General features: G+C 66.1%; 15 protein-coding genes. 10 read left to right on the top strand and 5 right to left on the bottom strand.

Annotated features, from left to right (window positions below; translation table 11 throughout):
* The first annotated feature begins 44 nt into the window (after nucleotides 1–44).
* The 3 genes from HNR60_RS03655 to HNR60_RS03645 all read left to right on the top strand — a co-directional run bounded on the left by HNR60_RS03655 (nucleotide 45) and on the right by HNR60_RS03645 (nucleotide 2,920).
* Complete coding sequence (locus tag HNR60_RS03655; protein ID WP_184254406.1) at nucleotides 45–1,076, top strand: glycosyltransferase family 2 protein; 1,032 nt, start codon at nucleotides 45–47, stop codon at nucleotides 1,074–1,076.
* Nucleotides 1,073–1,966 carry a ChbG/HpnK family deacetylase gene (locus HNR60_RS03650; RefSeq protein WP_184254404.1) on the top strand — a complete coding sequence of 298 codons (894 nt, stop codon included), beginning with the start codon at nucleotides 1,073–1,075 and terminating at the stop codon, nucleotides 1,964–1,966. The genes HNR60_RS03655 and HNR60_RS03650 overlap by 4 nt, the downstream gene beginning before the upstream one ends.
* Nucleotides 1,967–2,074: 108 nt before the next feature.
* On the top strand, nucleotides 2,075–2,920 hold the full coding sequence (locus tag HNR60_RS03645) for a DUF2076 domain-containing protein (RefSeq protein WP_184254402.1): 846 nt from the start codon (nucleotides 2,075–2,077) through the stop codon (nucleotides 2,918–2,920).
* Nucleotides 2,921–3,213: 293 nt separating this feature from the next.
* Here HNR60_RS03645 and HNR60_RS03640 read toward each other — a convergent pair whose 3' ends face one another.
* Together HNR60_RS03640 and HNR60_RS03635 are read right to left on the bottom strand one after the other, a co-directional pair.
* Entirely contained in the window at nucleotides 3,214–5,400 is a 2,187-nt protein-coding gene (locus HNR60_RS03640) for a tetratricopeptide repeat protein (RefSeq protein ID WP_184254400.1), read from the bottom strand.
* A 78-nt stretch (nucleotides 5,401–5,478) separates the two neighbouring features.
* The gene (locus HNR60_RS03635) at nucleotides 5,479–6,279 is read right to left on the bottom strand and encodes a L,D-transpeptidase (protein ID WP_184254398.1); all 801 of its coding nucleotides are present in this window, start codon (nucleotides 6,277–6,279) and stop codon (nucleotides 5,479–5,481) included.
* Here HNR60_RS03635 and HNR60_RS03630 point away from each other — a divergent pair.
* Together HNR60_RS03630 and HNR60_RS03625 are read left to right on the top strand one after the other, a co-directional pair.
* Entirely contained in the window at nucleotides 6,263–6,538 is a 276-nt protein-coding gene (locus HNR60_RS03630; protein ID WP_184254396.1) for a hypothetical protein, read from the top strand. The two genes, HNR60_RS03635 and HNR60_RS03630, sit on opposite strands and share 17 nt — an antisense overlap.
* Before the next feature lie 59 nt (nucleotides 6,539–6,597).
* Complete coding sequence (locus tag HNR60_RS03625) at nucleotides 6,598–7,377, top strand: protein phosphatase CheZ (protein WP_184254394.1); 780 nt, start codon at nucleotides 6,598–6,600, stop codon at nucleotides 7,375–7,377.
* A gap of 277 nt (nucleotides 7,378–7,654) precedes the next feature.
* Here HNR60_RS03625 and HNR60_RS03620 read toward each other — a convergent pair whose 3' ends face one another.
* Complete coding sequence (locus tag HNR60_RS03620) at nucleotides 7,655–8,164, bottom strand: hypothetical protein (RefSeq protein WP_184254392.1); 510 nt, start codon at nucleotides 8,162–8,164, stop codon at nucleotides 7,655–7,657.
* Between the two features lie 315 nt (nucleotides 8,165–8,479).
* Between HNR60_RS03620 and HNR60_RS03615 the strand changes: the two genes are divergently transcribed.
* The 4 genes from HNR60_RS03615 to HNR60_RS03600 all read left to right on the top strand — a co-directional run bounded on the left by HNR60_RS03615 (nucleotide 8,480) and on the right by HNR60_RS03600 (nucleotide 13,487).
* Nucleotides 8,480–8,776 carry a co-chaperone GroES gene (locus HNR60_RS03615; RefSeq protein ID WP_184254390.1) on the top strand — a complete coding sequence of 99 codons (297 nt, stop codon included), beginning with the start codon at nucleotides 8,480–8,482 and terminating at the stop codon, nucleotides 8,774–8,776.
* A gap of 94 nt (nucleotides 8,777–8,870) precedes the next feature.
* Nucleotides 8,871–10,523, top strand: a complete 1,653-nt coding sequence (gene groL / locus HNR60_RS03610) for a chaperonin GroEL (RefSeq protein WP_184254388.1) — start codon at nucleotides 8,871–8,873, stop codon at nucleotides 10,521–10,523.
* A gap of 177 nt (nucleotides 10,524–10,700) precedes the next feature.
* Nucleotides 10,701–11,894 carry a hypothetical protein gene (locus tag HNR60_RS03605; RefSeq protein WP_184254386.1) on the top strand — a complete coding sequence of 398 codons (1,194 nt, stop codon included), beginning with the start codon at nucleotides 10,701–10,703 and terminating at the stop codon, nucleotides 11,892–11,894.
* A 132-nt stretch (nucleotides 11,895–12,026) separates the two neighbouring features.
* Entirely contained in the window at nucleotides 12,027–13,487 is a 1,461-nt protein-coding gene (locus HNR60_RS03600) for a phytoene desaturase family protein (RefSeq protein ID WP_184254384.1), read from the top strand.
* 10 nt (nucleotides 13,488–13,497) lie between these two features.
* On the opposite strand, the gene HNR60_RS03595 is transcribed toward HNR60_RS03600, so the two are convergent.
* Both HNR60_RS03595 and HNR60_RS03590 read right to left on the bottom strand, forming a co-directional pair.
* Nucleotides 13,498–13,905, bottom strand: coding sequence for an META domain-containing protein (locus HNR60_RS03595; RefSeq protein WP_184254382.1), 408 nt, complete (start codon nucleotides 13,903–13,905; stop codon nucleotides 13,498–13,500).
* Nucleotides 13,906–14,201: 296 nt separating this feature from the next.
* Nucleotides 14,202–15,866: an L-lactate permease gene (locus tag HNR60_RS03590; protein ID WP_184254380.1), complete on the bottom strand. Its 1,665-nt coding sequence runs from the start codon at nucleotides 15,864–15,866 to the stop codon at nucleotides 14,202–14,204.
* A 269-nt stretch (nucleotides 15,867–16,135) separates the two neighbouring features.
* Between HNR60_RS03590 and HNR60_RS03585 the strand changes: the two genes are divergently transcribed.
* Nucleotides 16,136–17,875, top strand: a complete 1,740-nt coding sequence (locus HNR60_RS03585; RefSeq protein ID WP_184254378.1) for an SbmA/BacA-like family transporter — start codon at nucleotides 16,136–16,138, stop codon at nucleotides 17,873–17,875.
* The last annotated feature ends 151 nt before the right edge of the window (nucleotides 17,876–18,026 follow it).

Below are 18,026 nucleotides of genomic sequence, written 5' to 3'. Positions count from 1 at the left end.
TGCCATATGGTCGTGGCACAGACCGCGCGCTTGGAAACCGATCGATGATTCTAGGTTCTGACCTGTCCGCCCTCGGCACCGGCACCGCCGCAGCGCGAAAGCTGTCGCTGGTGGTGCCGCTCTACAACGAGGCCGCCGGCCTGCCGCAGCTGCACGAGCGGCTGGTGGCGCTGGCCGCCACGCTGCGGCAGCGCTACGGGCTGGCCTGCGAAGTGATCTATGTCGACGACGGCAGCGCGGATGCCACGCTGAGTGTCGCCCACGGCCTGGCCGCGCCGACGCTCGACGTCCAGGTGGTGTCGCTGTCGCGCAATTTCGGCAAGGAAGCCGCGCTGATGGCCGGGCTCGACCACGCCGGAAACGGCGCGGTGCTGTTCATGGACGGCGACGGCCAGCACCCGCCGGCGCTGGTCGAACAATTGGTGCAGCACTGGATCGTCGACGGCTACGACGTCGTCTACACCGCCAAGGCGCATCGCGACAACGAATCCTGGCTGCGCCGCACCGCGGTGCGCGGCTTCTACGTGCTGATCAATTGGGGCGCCCGGCAGAAAATTCCGGAAGACGCCGGCGATTTCCGGCTGCTGTCGCCGCGCGCCGCAGCGGCCTTGCGGCAATTGCCGGAGCGCAACCGCTTCTTCAAGGGGCTGGCGAGCTGGATCGGCTTCCGCCAGATCCGCGTCGACTATGAGCCGGAGCCGCGCTCGCACGGCATCACCTCGTTCAATGCCGCGCGGCTGGTCGGGTTGTCGATCGAAGGCCTGACCTCGTTCTCGGTGGCGCCGCTGCGCATCGCCAGCCTGCTCGGGCTGCTCTTGGCGTTTGTCGCCTTCCTGTTCGGGCTGTCGATCCTGTGGGAGACCATGGTGAGCGGCAAATCGGTGCCGGGCTATCCGTCGCTGGTGGTCGGACTGATGACGATCGGCGGCGTGCAGCTGATCATGATCGGCATCGTCGGCGAATACATCGGAAAAATCCTCTCCGAGCTGAAGGCGCGGCCGATCTATTTCGTCGCCGAACACAGCGTCAAGCGCGCCGAGACCACCAGCACCAATGAGCGGACCGCCGCCGAATGAGTAGCGCCGCGCCGCGCCGGATCTGGCTGTGCGCCGACGATTACGGCCTCAGCCCCGGCGTCAACCGCGCGATCCGCGAACTGATCGCCGCCAAACGCATCAACGCCACCTCGGTGATGATGGTGGGCCCCGCGATCGGCCGCGACGAGGCCGAGGCGCTCAAAGCCGTCGTCGCCGACAATCCGGATTGCGCGATCGGGCTGCACGCCACGCTGACCGCGCCGTTCTCGCCGCTGACGCTGCAGTTCCGGCCGCTGGAGGGCGGGCTGTTCCTGCCGCTTGCGCAGCTGTTGCAGCAGAGCCTGCTGCGACGGCTCGACCGCGGCTTCTTTCGCACCGAGCTTGCCGCGCAGCTCGCTGCCTTCGGCAACCTATTCGGCCGCGCCCCGGATTACGTCGACGGCCATCAGCACGTGCAGCTGTTTCCGCAGATCCGCGACGCCTTCCTGGAGGCGGTGGCGGAGGCCGCGCCCGACGCCTGGGTGCGGCAATGCGGCCGGGTGCAGCCACTGTCGCAGCGCGTCGCGATGCCGAAGGCGCTGCTGCTCGACGTGCTGAGTTCGCCGTTTCGCGCCCGCGCCACGCGCGCCGCGCTCGGCTTCAATCCGGGATTTGCCGGCGCCTATGATTTTCTCAAAGCGAACGATTTTGCCGGGCTGATGCGCGGCTTTCTCGACGGGCTGCCGGACCGCGGGCTGGTGATGTGCCATCCCGGCTATGTCGACGACACCCTGATCGCGCTCGATCCGTTGACCGATCAGCGCGAGCGGGAGCGCGCCTTCCTGCACAGCGACGCCTTCGTCGAGCTGATCGAAGCGCACCAGGTCACGCTGCAGCGCGTTGCCGCGCCGCCGGCCGGGCCGGTCAGTTTGTCGCATACCGAAATTTAATCCGCCGCGACACTTATTGCGACATAAACGCCACTTACATCTCCGGCACCCACCGTGCGGCCGCGCAAGCGCCCGCGAGTGGGATGATAGGTTGCCGTGGAGAACATCATGACACCGCAAGAACGCCAGTTGGTCGACGATCTGTTTGATCGGCTCGCCCGCGTCGAAACCGCGCCGCGCGATCCGAATGCCGCCGACGCAATTGCGCAGGGGCTGCGCCGTGCCCCCAACGCCGTCTATGCGCTGGTGCAGACCGTGCTGCTGCAGGACGAAGCGCTGAAGCGCGCCGATGCCCGGATTCAGGAACTGGAAGGCGGCGCCGCGCAAGAGCCGCAGCGCCCCGGCGGCTTCCTCGATTCGATGCGCGACGCGCTGTTCGGCAACGAGCAGCAGCCGCGCGGCTCGGTGCCCAATGTGCGGCCGCCGGAGCCCGCCAGCCGTCCGGCCTGGAATACCGGACAGGTGCTGCCGCAGGGCGGCGGCTTCAATCGTGAGCCCTATGGCCAACCCGGGCAGCCCTACGGCCAGCCGGCGCAGCCCTATGGCCAGCAAGGCTATGGCGCGCAGCAACAGCAGCCGGGGTTCGGCGGCGGCGGCGGTTCGTTTCTCGGCACCGCGGCGGCCGCGGCCGCCGGCGTGGTCGGCGGCTCGATGCTGCTCTCCAGCATTCGCGGCATGATGGGCGGCGGCAGCGGCCAGCAGAGCTTCGGCGACCAGGCCGGGCTCGGCAAGGACGGCGCCGAGACCCGCAGCCCGTGGAGCAACGATCAGTCCGGCGGCGATCTCGCCAAGGACGCCGGCCTGAACGACGTCGGCTCGTCCGGGCAGCGCGCCGACGACAGCTCATCCCGCCAGGGCATGTTCGATCAGGCGTCGAACGACGATACTGATCACGACGATATGGATATGGATTCCGACGATTTCGACGACGGCGGCGACAGCGACTACGCGTGAGCTTTCGCCATCCGGCGCAGCCCCGCTTCGCCACCCTCCGACTACGACAACGGCCGCCCCGCAAGGGCGGCCGTTTTGCGTGCGCGAGTGAGATCATTTTCGGTTGGGATTGAAGCATCCAACCCAAACGCCGTCGTCATTCCGGATTGCGAGTTCGCAAGAACGAGCAAGTCCGGAATCCATATCCCCTGCAGGGGTTATGGTTTCCGGGCTCGCTCGCAGCTATCGCTGCTCTCGCCCCGGAATGACAGCCTGGAAATGTTGAACCGCATCAATCAAAACTCGAAAAGTCGCTATCCCTGAACGGCGATATGGTCCGGCGGCAGGCCGCTCTGCAAGCGCTGATGCATTGCGCTGTAGGCCGCCTCGAGGTGCCTCGCAAACAGTTCGGTGTTGAACAACGGCGCGGTCAGACGATTGTCATTCAGCCTGCGCCGAATGTCGCCGATTCTGCCCGGGGCTGTCGCAAGCTCGACCGCGAGCCGCTCGTACTCGTCCATCGACGTCGTCACCAGCTCCGGCAGATCGGCAGCGTGCAACAGGCTCGCTGCGACCCGTCCGGCAAATGTGCTTCCCAGACAAGTCAACACCGGCACGCCGGCCCACAACGCGTCGCTCGCCGTGGTATGGGCGTTGTAGGGTAGCGTGTCCAACACCAGGTCGGCGGCGCGCAGTCTCGCCAGGTGATCCTGCACCGCCATGAACGGCGCAAACACCAGCCGGCCTGCATCGACGCCCCTCGCCGCGGCCTCTTTGCGCAGATTGGCCGCGGCCGTATCGTTGTCCGTCAGCAGCCACAGCACGCTGCCGTCGACCTGCTCGAGAATCCGCATCCAGCAGTCGAACGTCTGCGGCAGGATTTTGGCCGTGCTGTTGAAACAGCAAAACACAAACCCCTGCGGCGGCAAGCCAAGATCGCCGCGACTGAAGCTTGTGTCGGCAATCGCGCGCCTGGCGTCGTTCGGCTGATAACTGTGCGGCAGGCTCACCACCCGCTCGTCGTAATATGGATACTGATGCTCGGGAATGACGACGCGATCGGCAATGATGTAATCCATGAAAGCCGCCCCCATGGTGCCGGGATAGCCGAGAAAACTCACCTGGATCGGAGCAGGCCGCCTCGCGAACACGTTCGTCCTGGCGTCTTCGGTGAATCCCTTCAAATCGACCAGGATGTCGACCTCCATCGCTCTGACGAGCGCGGCGATCTCGTCATCGCCCTTGTCGGCGGCTTCGACGAAGCTGTCGAACGACGACTGCAGCCGCCGGCGGATTTCCGATCCGTCGTCGGGGCAGCACGATATGGCGATGGTTTGCAGCTTCGATCGGTCGTGGCACTCGAACAGCCCCGCCATCAGATAGGCCGTCGCATGCTGATGGAAGTCGGACGACAGATAAGCGACGCGAATCCGATCGTGGCGGTAGTGTTCGCCCTTCCACAGCGGCTCGCCGAATCGTGCAACATGAACCGCGACCCAGCCTCGGGCGGATTTCAATTGCTGCTCGGGCGAGGACGGGATCGCCAGAAGGTTGAACGGCAGCGCGCACGCCGTCTCGAGACTGCGATCCGAAACCAAATCGGCGCAGGCGGCGTCAAACCCGCTCCAATCGCAGATCCGCATTTTCGTCGACAGCCAGATGCCCTTGAGGCCGGCGAGGTCAGGCCGCGACGCCAGCGCCTGCTGATAGGCGGCGATCGCTTGATCGCACCGGCCCAGCTTGCGCAGCGCCTCGCCCCGCCACGGCAGCGCCTCGGTCAGCTCCGGCTTGAACGCCAGCGCCTTGTCGCAGGCCGACAGCGCATCGGCGAAACGCTTGAGCTCGAACAACGAGATCGCACGGCCGAGCCAGGCTTCGGCCAGTTGCGGCTTCAGCGCCAGCGCCTTGTCGTAGGCGACCATCGCCTCGTCGCGACGCATCAGATGGCCGAGGCAATTGCCGCGGCCCACCCAGGCCTCCGCCAACCCCGGTTGAAGTGCGAGCGCCCGATCGAACGCGCTCAGAGCCTCGTCATAGCGCCTCAGCTCGCTGAGCGCTTTTCCCTTGTTATGCAATGCATCGGCGTAATTCGGCGCAAGTGACACGGCCCGATCGAAGCTGCGGATCGCGTCGTCGTATTGTTTGAGATCGTTGCAAACGACGCCGCGATTATTCCAGGTCTCCGGCACAAGCGGATTGAGGCGGATGGCGTTGTCGAACTGCGTGAGCGCGTCGCGGGGTCGATCGAGCGCCTTCAGGATCACGCCGTAATTATAGTAGGACGTATCCGAGCTCTGATTGAGCCTGATCGCCTTGGCGATCACCTTCTCGGCTTCGGCGTGCCGCCCGGTGTTCATAAGAACAATTGTCAGGAGATTGAGAGCTGCGACGTTCTTCGGCTGCGCCTTCAACAGCGCTCTGAACCGCGGCTCGGCCTCGTGAAGCCTGCCGGATTGCAGCGCCCTGACGGCGTCTTGAAACTCTCGTTCCACACTGTTCATGGCGGACGTTCTCGCGGACGGACGGTACGGACTTCATGTCACAGCTCCGTTCCCGTCCGCAACAACACTCGGTGTGGTTCAGATCACGATCACCCGGGCGCCGACATTGACCCGGCCGTACAGATCGATGACGTCCTCGTTGCGCATCCGGATGCAGCCCGAGGAGACATTGGTGCCGATCGTCCACGGCTCGTTGGAGCCGTGAATGCGGTACAGCGACGAGCCGAGATACATCGCCCGCGCACCGAGCGGATTTTGCGGGCCGCCTTCCATGTGCCGCGGCAGATCGGGCCGCCGCGCCAGCATTTCCGGCGGCGGCGTCCAGTCCGGCCATTCCTTCTTCGCCGAGATCTGCTTGACGCCGCTCCAGGTGAAGCCGGGGCGGCCGACGCCGATGCCGTAGCGCAGCGCCTTGCCGTCGCCCTGCACCAGGAACAGGAACTTGTTCGGGGTGTCGACCACGATGGTGCCGGGCTTTTCGCTGCCGTGGTAATCGACCAGCTGCTTTTCGTATTTCGGATCGAACGGCTGCTGCTGCGGATCGACCGCCTCTTCGCTCTGCAGCAGTCCCTGCTGCGGCGGGCCCGGCAGCAGCATGCGCTGCCGCGGCTCGTAATAGTCCGGCGGCGCCTGATAGCGTGGCGCCGGCTCGCCGTAGCCGGGCTGCGCCGGGCCGTCGCTGAACAGGAATTCGATGAAGCCGCCGCCCATCCGCGCGCGTTGCGCCGACGCCATGCGGGTCGGCGGCGCCGGCTGATCGGCGTAGATCACGGAAGGTTGCGCGCCGGGCATTTCGATTTCGATCGCCGCGGCGGGAGAGAAGCCGGCACCCACACAGGACGCGCCGGTGAGCAAGGCGAGAGTGGCTTTTTTCAACATCGACGTACTCTGCACTGTTTCGTCGGGAACGCGCCTGAAGGAGCGCTTGCGTGAACGCGATCAGTTAGAAACAAAAACGCATCGCTTTGGTAAACAGATCCGGGCTTTGGATTCACCACGACCGCAACTCGCCGCGTTCCTGACGACAGCGTTTATTTTCGATGAACGCGACACCTGCATGGTTAACCGCGCGTATCAAGGGTCCGGCGCGCTGCGAACAGCCTCGATAGCAAGCCGCGGGCACCTGCCGCGGCCGTGAACGCGTCGTTAAACAGATCGCGCTAACAACAAGATAGTGAATGAGGGTGAGACAATCCAATGGCCGTTCAGCGTAAGCGCTTCCGCATCGAAGAAACCAGTTTGGGCGTCGCGCCCGAGCAATTCCTCGTCGAGAGCGAGAACGCTCCGAAGCACAGCGAAATCATGAGCGAGCTGCGGGCGATCCGGGAGCAGATGGCGATGCCGAACGGTAACGTGGCCCACAACGTCGTCACCGGCGAATTGGCCGCCTCGAACGAAAGGCAGATCGCCGAGGCCAACGCGCTGTTGGAGAGCTACCGCGCGCAGATCGAGCAGTGCGAGAAGCTGAAGGTCGAACTCGACCTGATCCACGACGCCATCAGCCGCACCAAGCGCGAGATCGCGGTGCTGCACGGCAAGAGCTTCGACGGCGATGAAATGGCCAAGGTCAACGGCGAGCTCGGCGCCGTGGTCGGCGGCACTGAAGAAGCCACCCAGCTGATCCTCGAAGCCGCCGAAGCGATCGACCAGGCCGCCAGCGCGCTGACCAAGGTCAACTCGCCGGACCAGCAGAAACTGATCAGCGAAGAAATCCAGGAGCGGGTGATCTCGATCTTCGAGGCCTGCAATTTCCAGGATCTCACCGGCCAGCGCATCAGCAAGGTGATGACCACGATGAAGTTCATCGAGAATCACATCACCGCGATGATGGACATCTGGGGCGGCGTCGACGCCATCAAGGCGCACGCGCCGCCGATCGTCGACACCCGCGAAGGCGACGACAAGCTGCTCAACGGGCCGAAGCTCGACGACGAGGGCCACGCCTCGCAGGACGACATCGACGCGCTGTTCAACTGATCCGCCGCCGCAGTGCCGGGCGGCAAGCTGATCGCCGCAATCCCGTCCCGTGAGCGCTTGCGCTTCAAGATTCCCAGACTGTCATCCCGGGGCACGAGCCGGAAGCGCGTTCACGCGCGTCTTCGACGCGCCACCACTGCGAGTGAGCCCGGGATCCATAACCCCTGCAGGGAGTATGGATTCCGGACTTGCTCGTTCTTGCGAACTCGCAATCCGGAATGACGGCTGCATTTGGGTTCGATGCTTCAATCCCAAGCGGCGCAAAGCCCCTGAGACGCTACGCGCGCGGCGCGCAGCGCACATAGACCATGTTGCCGTAGCGGTTGGCGGCGTCCTTGTCGATGAAGCGGGTGACCAGGATGCGACCGTCGAACGAGACGATCTCGCGGTCCTGATCGCCGCCGGCGGGACCGGCCGGGCCGATGTAATTCTTGCCGCTCGGCGAGCCCTTCAGCCGCAGTTCCTGCGGCGTCGCCTGGTCGGCGAGATGCATGATCACCCCGCCGGAGGTGCCGGCGCCGATCACATAGGGGTTCTTGCACTGGCCGCGCGCGGCGTTTTCGGTGCGCGCCCGGTCGTTCGGGTTCATGTAGGAGGCGAGCCCCCAGCGGCCGACGATCTCGTCGGCGCGGATGCTGGCCGGCATCTCCGGCGCCGGCGGCGGTTCCGCTACCGTCTGCTCCGAGGACCCGAAACCGCCGAACGAGCCGCACGCCGCCAGCGAGACCGCCAGAACCGAGGCGGCTCCCAGATTGAAAATCGCGCGTGCGTTGACTGTCATGACCATCCTTATCCCCGACGAAAACTCATCTGCCCGCCCCGCGGTCGCAGACAAGCGCAAAACTCCTGGCGGAGCAATGCAGTATGTTGAGACGACGACCCGCGCCGACCGGCTGCGACCATCCTATACCGACCTCACCAAGGTCTTAAGCGGTTGCTTGACAGGATCGGTCGCAAGCCATATTCCCGGGACGCAATTAGCACTCTTGCAGCCCGATTGCTAAGAGAAATGCGGACCGTTCGGATCGCCGATTGGATCCGCCCACTGAGCATTCGATCTCAGTCGAGTTTGTCAAAAGCAAGCCTCATCAAAGGAAGCCCCATGGCCAAGACCAATTTCCGCCCCCTGCATGACCGCGTTGTGGTCAAGCGTATCGATGCCGAAGCCAAGACCAAGGGCGGCATCATCATCCCGGACAGCGCCAAGGAGAAGCCCCAGGAGGGCCAGGTGGTCGCCGTCGGCCCCGGTGGCCGCGACGAAGCCGGCAAGCTGATCCCGATCGACATCAAGACCGGCGACCGCGTGCTGTTCGGCAAGTGGAGCGGCACCGAGATCAAGCTCGACGGCGAAGAGCTGTTGATCATGAAAGAGTCCGACATCATGGGCGTGCTGAGCTAAGCCGCAGCCCCCTTCACCTTTTTCAGCCTCATCCTTCGAGACGCGGGCCGACGCCCGCTCCGGAGGATGAGGCGCATCTGGAGCAGACATTCAAATGGCAGCCAAAGACGTCAAATTCGCCGGAGACGCGCGCGATCGCATGCTGCGCGGCGTCGACATTCTCGCCAACGCGGTCAAGGTGACGCTCGGTCCGAAGGGCCGCAACGTCTTGATCGAGCGCTCGTTCGGCGCCGCCCGCATCACCAAGGACGGCGTCACCGTCGCCAAGGAGATCGAGCTCGAGGACAAGTTCGAGAACATGGGCGCGCAGATGCTGCGCGAGGTCGCCTCCAAGACCAACGACCTCGCCGGCGACGGCACCACCACCGCCACCGTGCTGGCGCAGGCGATCGTGCGCGAAGGCGCCAAGTCGGTCGCCGCCGGCATGAACCCGATGGACCTCAAGCGCGGCATCGAGATCGCCGTCGCCGCCGTGGTCAAGGACCTGGTCAAGCGCGCCAAGCCGGTGGCCTCCTCCGCCGAGATCGCCCAGGTCGGCACCATCTCGTCGAACGGCGACGCCGCGATCGGCAAGATGATCGCCCAGGCGATGCAGAAGGTCGGCAACGAAGGCGTCATCACCGTCGAAGAAAACAAGTCGCTGACCACCGAAGTCGACATCGTCGAAGGCATGAAGTTCGATCGCGGCTACCTCAGCCCGTACTTCGTCACCAACGCCGAAAAGATGGCCGTCGAGTTCGACGACGCCTACGTGCTCTTGCATGAGAAGAAGGTGTCGGGCCTGCAGTCGATGCTGCCGGTGCTGGAAGCCGTGATGCAGTCCGGCAAGCCGCTGGTGATCATCGCCGAGGACGTCGAAGGCGAAGCGCTGGCCACCCTGGTGGTCAACCGGCTGCGCGGCGGCCTCAAGGTCGCAGCCGTCAAGGCGCCGGGCTTCGGCGATCGCCGCAAGGCGATGCTGGAAGACCTCGCGATCCTGACCGGCGGTCAGCTGATTTCGGATGACCTCGGCATGAAGCTCGAGAACGTCACGCTGAAGATGCTCGGCCGCGCCAAGAAGGTGGTGATCGACAAGGAGAACACCACCATCGTCGGCGGCGCCGGCAAGAAGCCCGATATCGAAGCCCGGGTCGGCCAGATCAAGGCGCAGATCGAGGAAACCAGCTCGGACTACGACCGTGAGAAGCTGCAGGAACGGCTCGCCAAGCTGGCCGGCGGCGTCGCGGTGATCCGCGTCGGCGGCGCCACCGAGGTCGAGGTGAAGGAGAAGAAGGACCGCGTCGAAGACGCGCTCAACGCCACCCGCGCCGCGGTGCAGGAAGGCATCGTCCCCGGCGGCGGCGTCGCCCTGCTGCGCGCCAAGAAGGCGGTCGGCCGCATCAGCAACGACAATCCGGACGTCCAGGCCGGCATCAACATCGTGCTGAAGGCGCTGGAAGCTCCGATCCGGCAGATCGCCGAGAACGCCGGCGTCGAAGGCTCGATCGTGGTCGGCAAGATCCTCGAGAACAAGTCGGAGACCTTCGGCTTCGACGCCCAGACCGAGGAATATGTCGACATGCTCGCCAAGGGCATCGTCGACCCGGCCAAGGTGGTGCGCACCGCGCTGCAGGACGCCTCCTCGGTCGCGGCCCTGCTGGTCACCACCGAATGCATGGTCGCGGAACAGCCGCGCGACGCGGCCCCGGCGATGCCGGGCGGCGGCAGCATGGGCGGAATGGGTGGCATGGGCGGCATGGGCTTCTAAGCCCGCGCTGTTCACACACCCCCGATCGATCGAAGGCCGCCTCCGGGCGGCCTTCTTTTTTGCCGCGGGTTTTTTCGCCATTGTCGCAGCGGATTTGGTAGGAGGGCGTTGGTCTGATTCATTCAGCGCCGACGACGCCCGACCCCCGGTTCGTTGCTGCCCTGCGAGGATGTCCCCATGCGCGCGCTTGTTTTCGGTTTGATCTGCCTGTTGCCCGGCTCCGAGATGGCGCTGGCGCAGACCAAGGCCACGCCCAAAGCCGCGGCGCCGACCGCGGAGACGCGGTATTTCTCCTCGCTCGACGGGCTGATGGACGGCAACGCCGACGTCATCCTGCGGGAAACCCGTCAGGGCAAGACCGTCACCGCCGCGACGCTCGACGTCTGCTATCCGGCCGAAAAGGGCAGCGACCGCAAGGACCGCTTCGTCGCCGATCTTGCGGTCAACGGCCAGACCCTGACCGGCTCGACCCAGAGCCTCGGCGACAAGCTGCCGGTGACCATCAAGCTGACCCGCCGGCCGACCGGCGACACCTTCGAGTTCAAGGGCCAGATCGGCATCGGCAAGACCGTCACCGAGGTGTCGTCGACCGACAATGCAGATCTCAGCGAAAAGGAATACCAGGACAACCAGACCACCGACGACAGCATCGCGGTGGCGCCGCGCGACTTCACCGAGGTCTCGCCGGAGGCGGTGGCGGTGCGGGTCAAGCTCGACACCGTGGTCGAGTTCCTCAAAGCCCTGAAGGGCCAGAACGTCGCGGTGTCGCTGGCCAGCCTGACGGTGGGCTGCGACGCGCTGCGCGCCGGCGAGCAGGTGATCAACATCAGCGTCGATCCCGACCGCGCCGCGGCGCTGATCGCGCGCGCCAAGGCCACGCCGGGCGTGGTCGCGGCCGGCTGGACCAGCGGCATCATCGACATGGGCCGCGCGCTGCGGCTTCCCGCAGCGGAATGGCGCGACGCCGACAAGCTCAATCGCGACAAGCTGTCCACCGCGATCTCCGACGTGCTGAGCAAGACGCTGTCGGCGAAGCTGGCGTCGTCGGTGTGGAGCGACGACACCGGCAAGCTGACGCTGACCTTCAAGCGGCCGAGCCGGGTGATGCCGGCGCTCGGGCTCACCGAAATCGTGCAGTTCACCGCGCTGGCCGGGCCGGACAAGCCGGACGCCACCGATCACATGATGCTGTGGGTCTCCAGCCCCTCGATCTCCACCGCCGATGAAGCCGAAGGCCCGAAGCTCGGCCTGACCGACGCGGCGAGCAGCGACGAGGAAGCCGAGCCGAAGGACGACAACGGCTCGCTCGACGCGCTGGCCAAGGATTTCCGCGCCCAGCGCTGGGATTCCGACAAATCCGCCTGGAAGTGAAACGGCGCGTTACGCACGTCGGCAGCGCCGGATGCTGCCGGTTTGACATGCGGCGCCGGAGCGGCAATGAACGCCGCAGCCCTGCCGAGGCGTCGGCGGGGCGCTTTTCCGCAATCTGAGGTTTTCCGTTTAATGGCGCGCGTGGACGTTGTGATCATTGGCGCCGGCCTCGGCGGTTTGACGGCCGGGGCTATTCTCGCGCGCGAGGGCCGCACGGTGCTGGTGATCGAGCGCAGCAACTCGGTCGGCGGCGCCGCCTCGAGCTACAAGGTCGGCGACCTGTTCGTCGAAGGCTCGCTGCACGCCACCACCGATCCGCACGAGGCGCACGATCCCAAACTCCAGGCGTTAATCCGCGCGGGCGTGCTCGACGCCGTGCAATGGGTGCCGGCCGGATCCTTGTACGAGGTGCGCGGCGGCCCGCTGCCGCAGCCGTTCGTGCTGCCGGACGATCTCGCCGCGGCGCGCGCCGCGCTGCTGGCGGGTTTTCCGAACGCGCAGGCCGGCCTCGCAACACTGTTCGACGAGCTCGACCGCCTCACCGCTTCGCCCGACCAAGCCGGCGACGAGCAACTGTCGCTGGCGCAGAAGCTCGATCAGCTGTTCGGCGCCGACGAAGCGGTCAAATGCGCGGTCGCCGGCAACCTCGCCTATTATCACGACGACCCGGCGACGCTGGGCTGGCGGCAATTCGCGGCCGCGCAAGGCAGCTACCTGCGCAGCGGCGCGCGCTATGTGCAGGGCGGCTCGCAGCGGCTGTCGAGTGCGCTGGCCCGCGCCATCAAGCGCGCCGGCAGCGAGGTGCTGATCCGCCGCGTGGTCAGCGCGATCACGATGGATGGCAATGGCGCGGTGAGCGGCATCGTCCACACCGCGCGCGACGGCAGCGATCCGCAGAGCGTCGACGCCGCGCAGGTGATCGGCAACGCAGCCCCCACGGCGCTCGCAGCGATGCTGCCGGAGGACGCCGGCGCGCGGTTGATTGAGAGCTACGCGGCGCAGCCATCGTCGATCTCGCTGTTCGCGCTGACGCTCGGGCTGGCGAAGCCGCCGCGCGAATTCGGCGTCAGCGCCTATTCGACGCAACTCTTGCCGGACTGGATGACGAGGCTGGCCGACTACGCGCAGGGCACCGCGCTGATGGCCGGGGAGCCCGCCGGCCGGATGCCGCCGCTGGCGATCGCCGACTATGCGGCGATCGAGTCGGGCGTCCCGGCGCCGCCTTACGTGCTGTCGGTGGTGGGACCCGATCAGATCTCGAACTGGAGCGCGCAGGATGCCGACGCCTACCGCGCCAAGCGCGCGCGCTGGCAGGACGCCATCGTCGGCTATCTCGACGCGCAGTATCCCGGCCTTGCCGCCGCGGTGACGCATTCCTCGTTCAACACCGCTTTGTCGGTGCAGCAATATCTCAACGCGCCGCAGGGCGCGGTCTATGGCTTTGCGCCGCTGCCGGGCAGCCGCGCTGAGCGCTCGCCGCGCACCGTGCTGCCGGGGCTGTATCTGGCCTCGGCCTATGCGGGGTTCGGCGGCTATTCGGGCGTGGTGCAGTCGGCCGGGGTGTGCGCCGACCTGGTGTTGCAGCCGCGCTGAACGCGCCGGCTCAGTTGGTGTTGATCCGGAACCGCAGCGGCTGCGCGCCCTGCAGGGTGACGAAATCGCCCTGCCGGGTCCAAGTGCTGGCCTCGGTGAGCGCCGCCAGCAGCGCGTCATCGAGTGCTGCGCGCGGCGGCGGACAATCGCGCGCCTCGAGCGCGCCGGCCACGAAGATCACGGTGTTGCCGGCCACCGAGAACTGTCCCTTGCCGCCCTTGCACCACAGCTCCAGCCGGACCTCGCCATTGTCGCCGATCTCGAGACTTGGGATCCGCTTCGAACCCGGCTGCGGCGCCGCATCGAGCGTCATCTCCAGGCCGAACGGGAATTCCTGCTGGGCCTGCGCCGGAAGCGCCGCCAACGCGACGATCGCGGCAACAGACAGCGCCTGCAAAGACGTGATGATGGACGGCATCCGACCTCTCGAAGCAATTTACGATGGGCTGCCGTTCTACCGGGCGCGGCCGGGCTTGGCTAGCGCGGGAGCATCCGGTGAGCACATTGGCGTGAACGTCGAGGGTGCGATGCCGCGAACCCAAAACGAAGCCGTCATTCCGGATTGCGAGTTCGCAAGAACGAGCAAGTCCGGAATCCATATCCCCTGCGGGGGTTATGGATCCCGGGCTCACTCGCGGCTTGCGCCGCTCGTGCCCCGGGATGACAGCTTTGCATCTATGATGCGCACCAAGCAATCGGCCGCCGCGTCATCTACTATTTCAGCACCATCGCGGTGAACGGATAGACGTAGGCCTGCAGCGTCACCAGGCCGCCGACCAGGCAGGCCAGCGCGATCGAGTGCAGGAACACGTAGCGCAGGATCGAGCCTTCGTGGCCGTACCAGTTGGTCGCGGTGGAGGCCACCACGATCGATTGCGCGTCGATCATCTTGCCCATCACGCCGCCCGACGAGTTGGCCGCCGCCATCAGGATCGGCGACAGCCCGAGTTGCTCGGAGGTGATCTTCTGCAGATTGCCGAACAGCACGTTGGAGGCGGTATCGGACCCTGTCAGCGCCACGCCGAGCCAACCCAAGAGCGTGCCGAAGAACGGATACAGCACGCCGGTGGCGGCGAACGCCAAGCCCAGCGTGGCGTCGACGCCGGACAGCCTGGTCAGCGTGCCGATCGCCAGCATCGCCGAGATGGTGATCAGCGAGATCGCGCAGAGCCGGATGGTGCGGCCGTATTCCTTGATCATCTTCAACGGCGAGAAGCCCATCAGGAAGCCGGAGATGATGGCGGCGATCAGCATCCCGGTGCCGGTGAACGACAGATAGGTGAAGGCGAACACCGCGCCCTCCGGCGTCGGCTTGGCGGCGACCGGCGGCACCTTGAGGATCATTTTGTCCAGTTCGGGCACCGGATAGGCCCAGGTGAAGATCGAATTCGCCCAGGTCTTGAACGCGCCGTTGCCCCAGATCAGCATCACGATGCAGACGATGATCCACGGCAGCAGCGCGCCCCACAATTGCGCCTGCGTCAGCGGCGTCTTGTCCATCGGCTTCGGCGCAGTCATGGTGGCGGCGGATTCGTCCTTGCCGCGCAGCGACGGCGACAACCACAGCTCTTTGGGCTGCCAGACTTTGAGGAACAGGATCAGGCAGCCCATCGAGATCAGCGAGGCGCCGATGTCGACGATCCACGGATTGATGTAGTTCGAGATCACGAATTGCGGGATCGCGAACGACAGCCCGGTGACCAGGATCGCCGGCCAGATCGCGATCATGCCGCGCCAGCCGGCGAACGCGCAGATCAGCCAGAACGGCACCAAGAGCGAGAAGAACGGCAATTGCCGGCCGACCATCGCACCGAGGACATAGGGGTCGAAGCCGGTCACCGAGGCCAGCCCCTGGATCGGGGTGCCGAGCGCGCCGTAAGCCACCGGCGCGGTGTTGGCGATCAGCGACAGGCCCGACGCCGCCAGCGGCGAGAAGCCGAGCCCGATCAGGATCGCCGCGGTGATCGCCACCGGGGTGCCGAAGCCCGAGGCGCCCTCGAAGAACGCGCCGAACGCAAAGGCGATCAGCAGCAATTGCAGCCGGCGGTCGGTGGTGACGCCGCCGATCGCCCGCTGCAGCAATTGGAACCGGCCGGCCTCGACCGTGATCCGGTACAGGAAGATGACGTTGAGCACGATCCAGCCGATCGGGAAGAACCCGGTGACGACGCCGAGCAGCGAGGCGCGGATCGACATGTTGGCCGGCATGGTGAAGACGAAGATCGCGATCAAATTGGCGAGGATCAGCGCGATGATCGCGGCCAGATGCGCCTTGACCTTGCCGCTGGCGATCAGCACCAGCAGCGTGACCACCGGAATGGCCGCCGCAATGGTCGACAACGTCGCATTGCCGAGCGGGTTATAGAGCTGGTTCCACATCGCAGGCCTCCCCATGGTCTGTTTTGAGCGGCGCGACCGTTGGCCGGTCTGCGCCGTGGCAAGGTGGGGGAGCCGGCGAAATTGCCAGGGAGCGCGGCGTGGTGCCGGGCTCCGCTCACAAGCGCGCGAATTGGGAAGGCTCCCGCCCCTCGCCGTTGCCGCCATGGTAGGATCGAGTCGAAGCCTGCGACAAGCTGGCGTCCGTCAAAATACCTACGACTTTCGTCTATAATTGGCGTTTCCGCCCGCCTTTTTCTGGAGAGCCCCTGGTGAACAATATCCGCTCCACCCTCGCGACCGTCTGGCGGATCGCGGCGCCGTATTTCCGTTCCGACGACAAATGGATGGCCTGGGGGCTGTTGTCGGCGGTGATCGCCATCGAACTCGCCGTGGTCGGATTGATGGTGTTGTTCAACCGCTGGAACAACGTGTTCTACAACGCGCTGCAGGAGAAGAACTTCGACGTCTTCACCTACCAGATCGGCTATTTCTGCGTGTTGGCGGCGATCTTCATCGCGCTCAAGGTCTATCAGCTCTATCTGAACCAGTGGCTGCAGATCCGCTGGCGCCGCTTCATGACCGAGCGCTATCTCGGCGGCTGGCTGCACGATGCCCGGCACTACCAGATGCAGCTACTCGGCGACGCCGCCGACAACCCGGACCAGCGCATCGCCGAAGACACCCAGCTGTTCGTCGAGCGCACGCTGGCGCTCGGCGTCGGGCTATTGAGCTCGATCGTGACGCTGGCCTCCTTCGTGGTGATCCTGTGGGGGCTGTCGGAGGCGGCGCCGCTGCACGTGTTCGGCCGCGACATCCCGATTCCCGGCTATCTGGTGTGGGGCGCGCTGATCTACGCCATCGTCGGCACCTGGCTGACCCACCTGATCGGCCGGCCGCTGGTCGGGCTGAACTTCCAGCAGCAGCGCTTCGAGGCGGATTTCCGCTTCAACCTGGTGCGCGCCCGCGAGAACTCCGAACAGATCGCGCTGTTGCGCGGCGAGCCCGCCGAGCGCGAGCGGCTGGCGCTGCGGTTCGCCCGGGTGGTGGAGAACTGGCTCGGCATCATGACCCGGACCAAGAAGCTGACCGCGTTCACCGCGAGCTACTCGCAGGCCTCCATCATCTTTCCTTACGTGCTGGTGGCGCCGGCCTATTTCGCCGGCAAGGTGCAGCTCGGCGGGATGATGCAGACCGCGTCGGCGTTCGGCAGCGTGCAGGACGCGCTGTCGTTCTTCATCACCGCCTACCGCACGCTGGCGGAATGGCAGGCGGTGGTGGCGCGGCTCGACGGCTTCGAGCGCTCGATCGAAACCGTCACCGCGCTCGCCGCCGAGGCCGATCTGGTCCACGTCGCCACCGCCGAGAGCTCCGGCATCGCCTTCAACAAGCTCGCGGTCAACCTGCCGGACGGCACGCCGCTGGTCTCTGCCGACGGCGTGCAGCTGCGCGGCAACCAGCGCACGCTGATCACCGGGCCGTCGGGCTCCGGCAAATCCACGCTGTTCCGCGCCATCGCCGGGATCTGGCCGTTCGGCTCCGGGAAGGTGGTGGTGCCGACCGGCGCCACGCTGATGATGCTGCCGCAGCGGCCGTATTTCCCGGTCGGGCCGCTGGACGCCGCAGTGAGCTATCCGGCGGAAACCGGCAGCTTCACGGCGGCGCAGCTCTCCGAGGCGATCAGTGCGGTCGGCTTGCCGGCGCTGGCGGCGCGGCTCGAGGAGCACGGCCATTGGAACCGGATGCTGTCGCTCGGCGAGCAGCAGCGGCTCGGGCTGGCCCGCGCGCTGCTGCACAAGCCGGACTATCTGTTCCTCGACGAGGCCACCGCCTCGCTCGACGAGCCCTCCGAAGCCGCGCTCTACCGGCTGCTGCAGGAGCGGCTGCCCGGCACCACGCCGGTGTCGATCGGCCATCGCTCGACGCTCAACGCCTTCCACCAGCACGACATGACGGTGGCGCGCGACGGCAACCACTTCGCGCTGCAGGACCAGGTGCGGCTGCCGGCGTGAGCTGGCCGAAGCGCCGCGGCATCACTCCCTCTCCCCGCTTGCGGGGAGAGGGTGGCGTGACACGCGTAGCGTGTCGCGCCGGGTGAGGGGGCGCCGCGTTATGCCGAGGCGGGGGGGGGCCACACCCCCCCCGGCGGGGGAGCGGCCCCGG

The organism is Rhodopseudomonas rhenobacensis (assembly GCF_014203125.1).
GTDB classification, from domain to species: Bacteria; Pseudomonadota; Alphaproteobacteria; order Rhizobiales; family Xanthobacteraceae; genus Rhodopseudomonas_A; species Rhodopseudomonas_A rhenobacensis.
The sequence above is the reverse complement of the archived record's forward strand: the minus strand, read 5'-3'. Positions and strand labels throughout refer to the sequence as shown.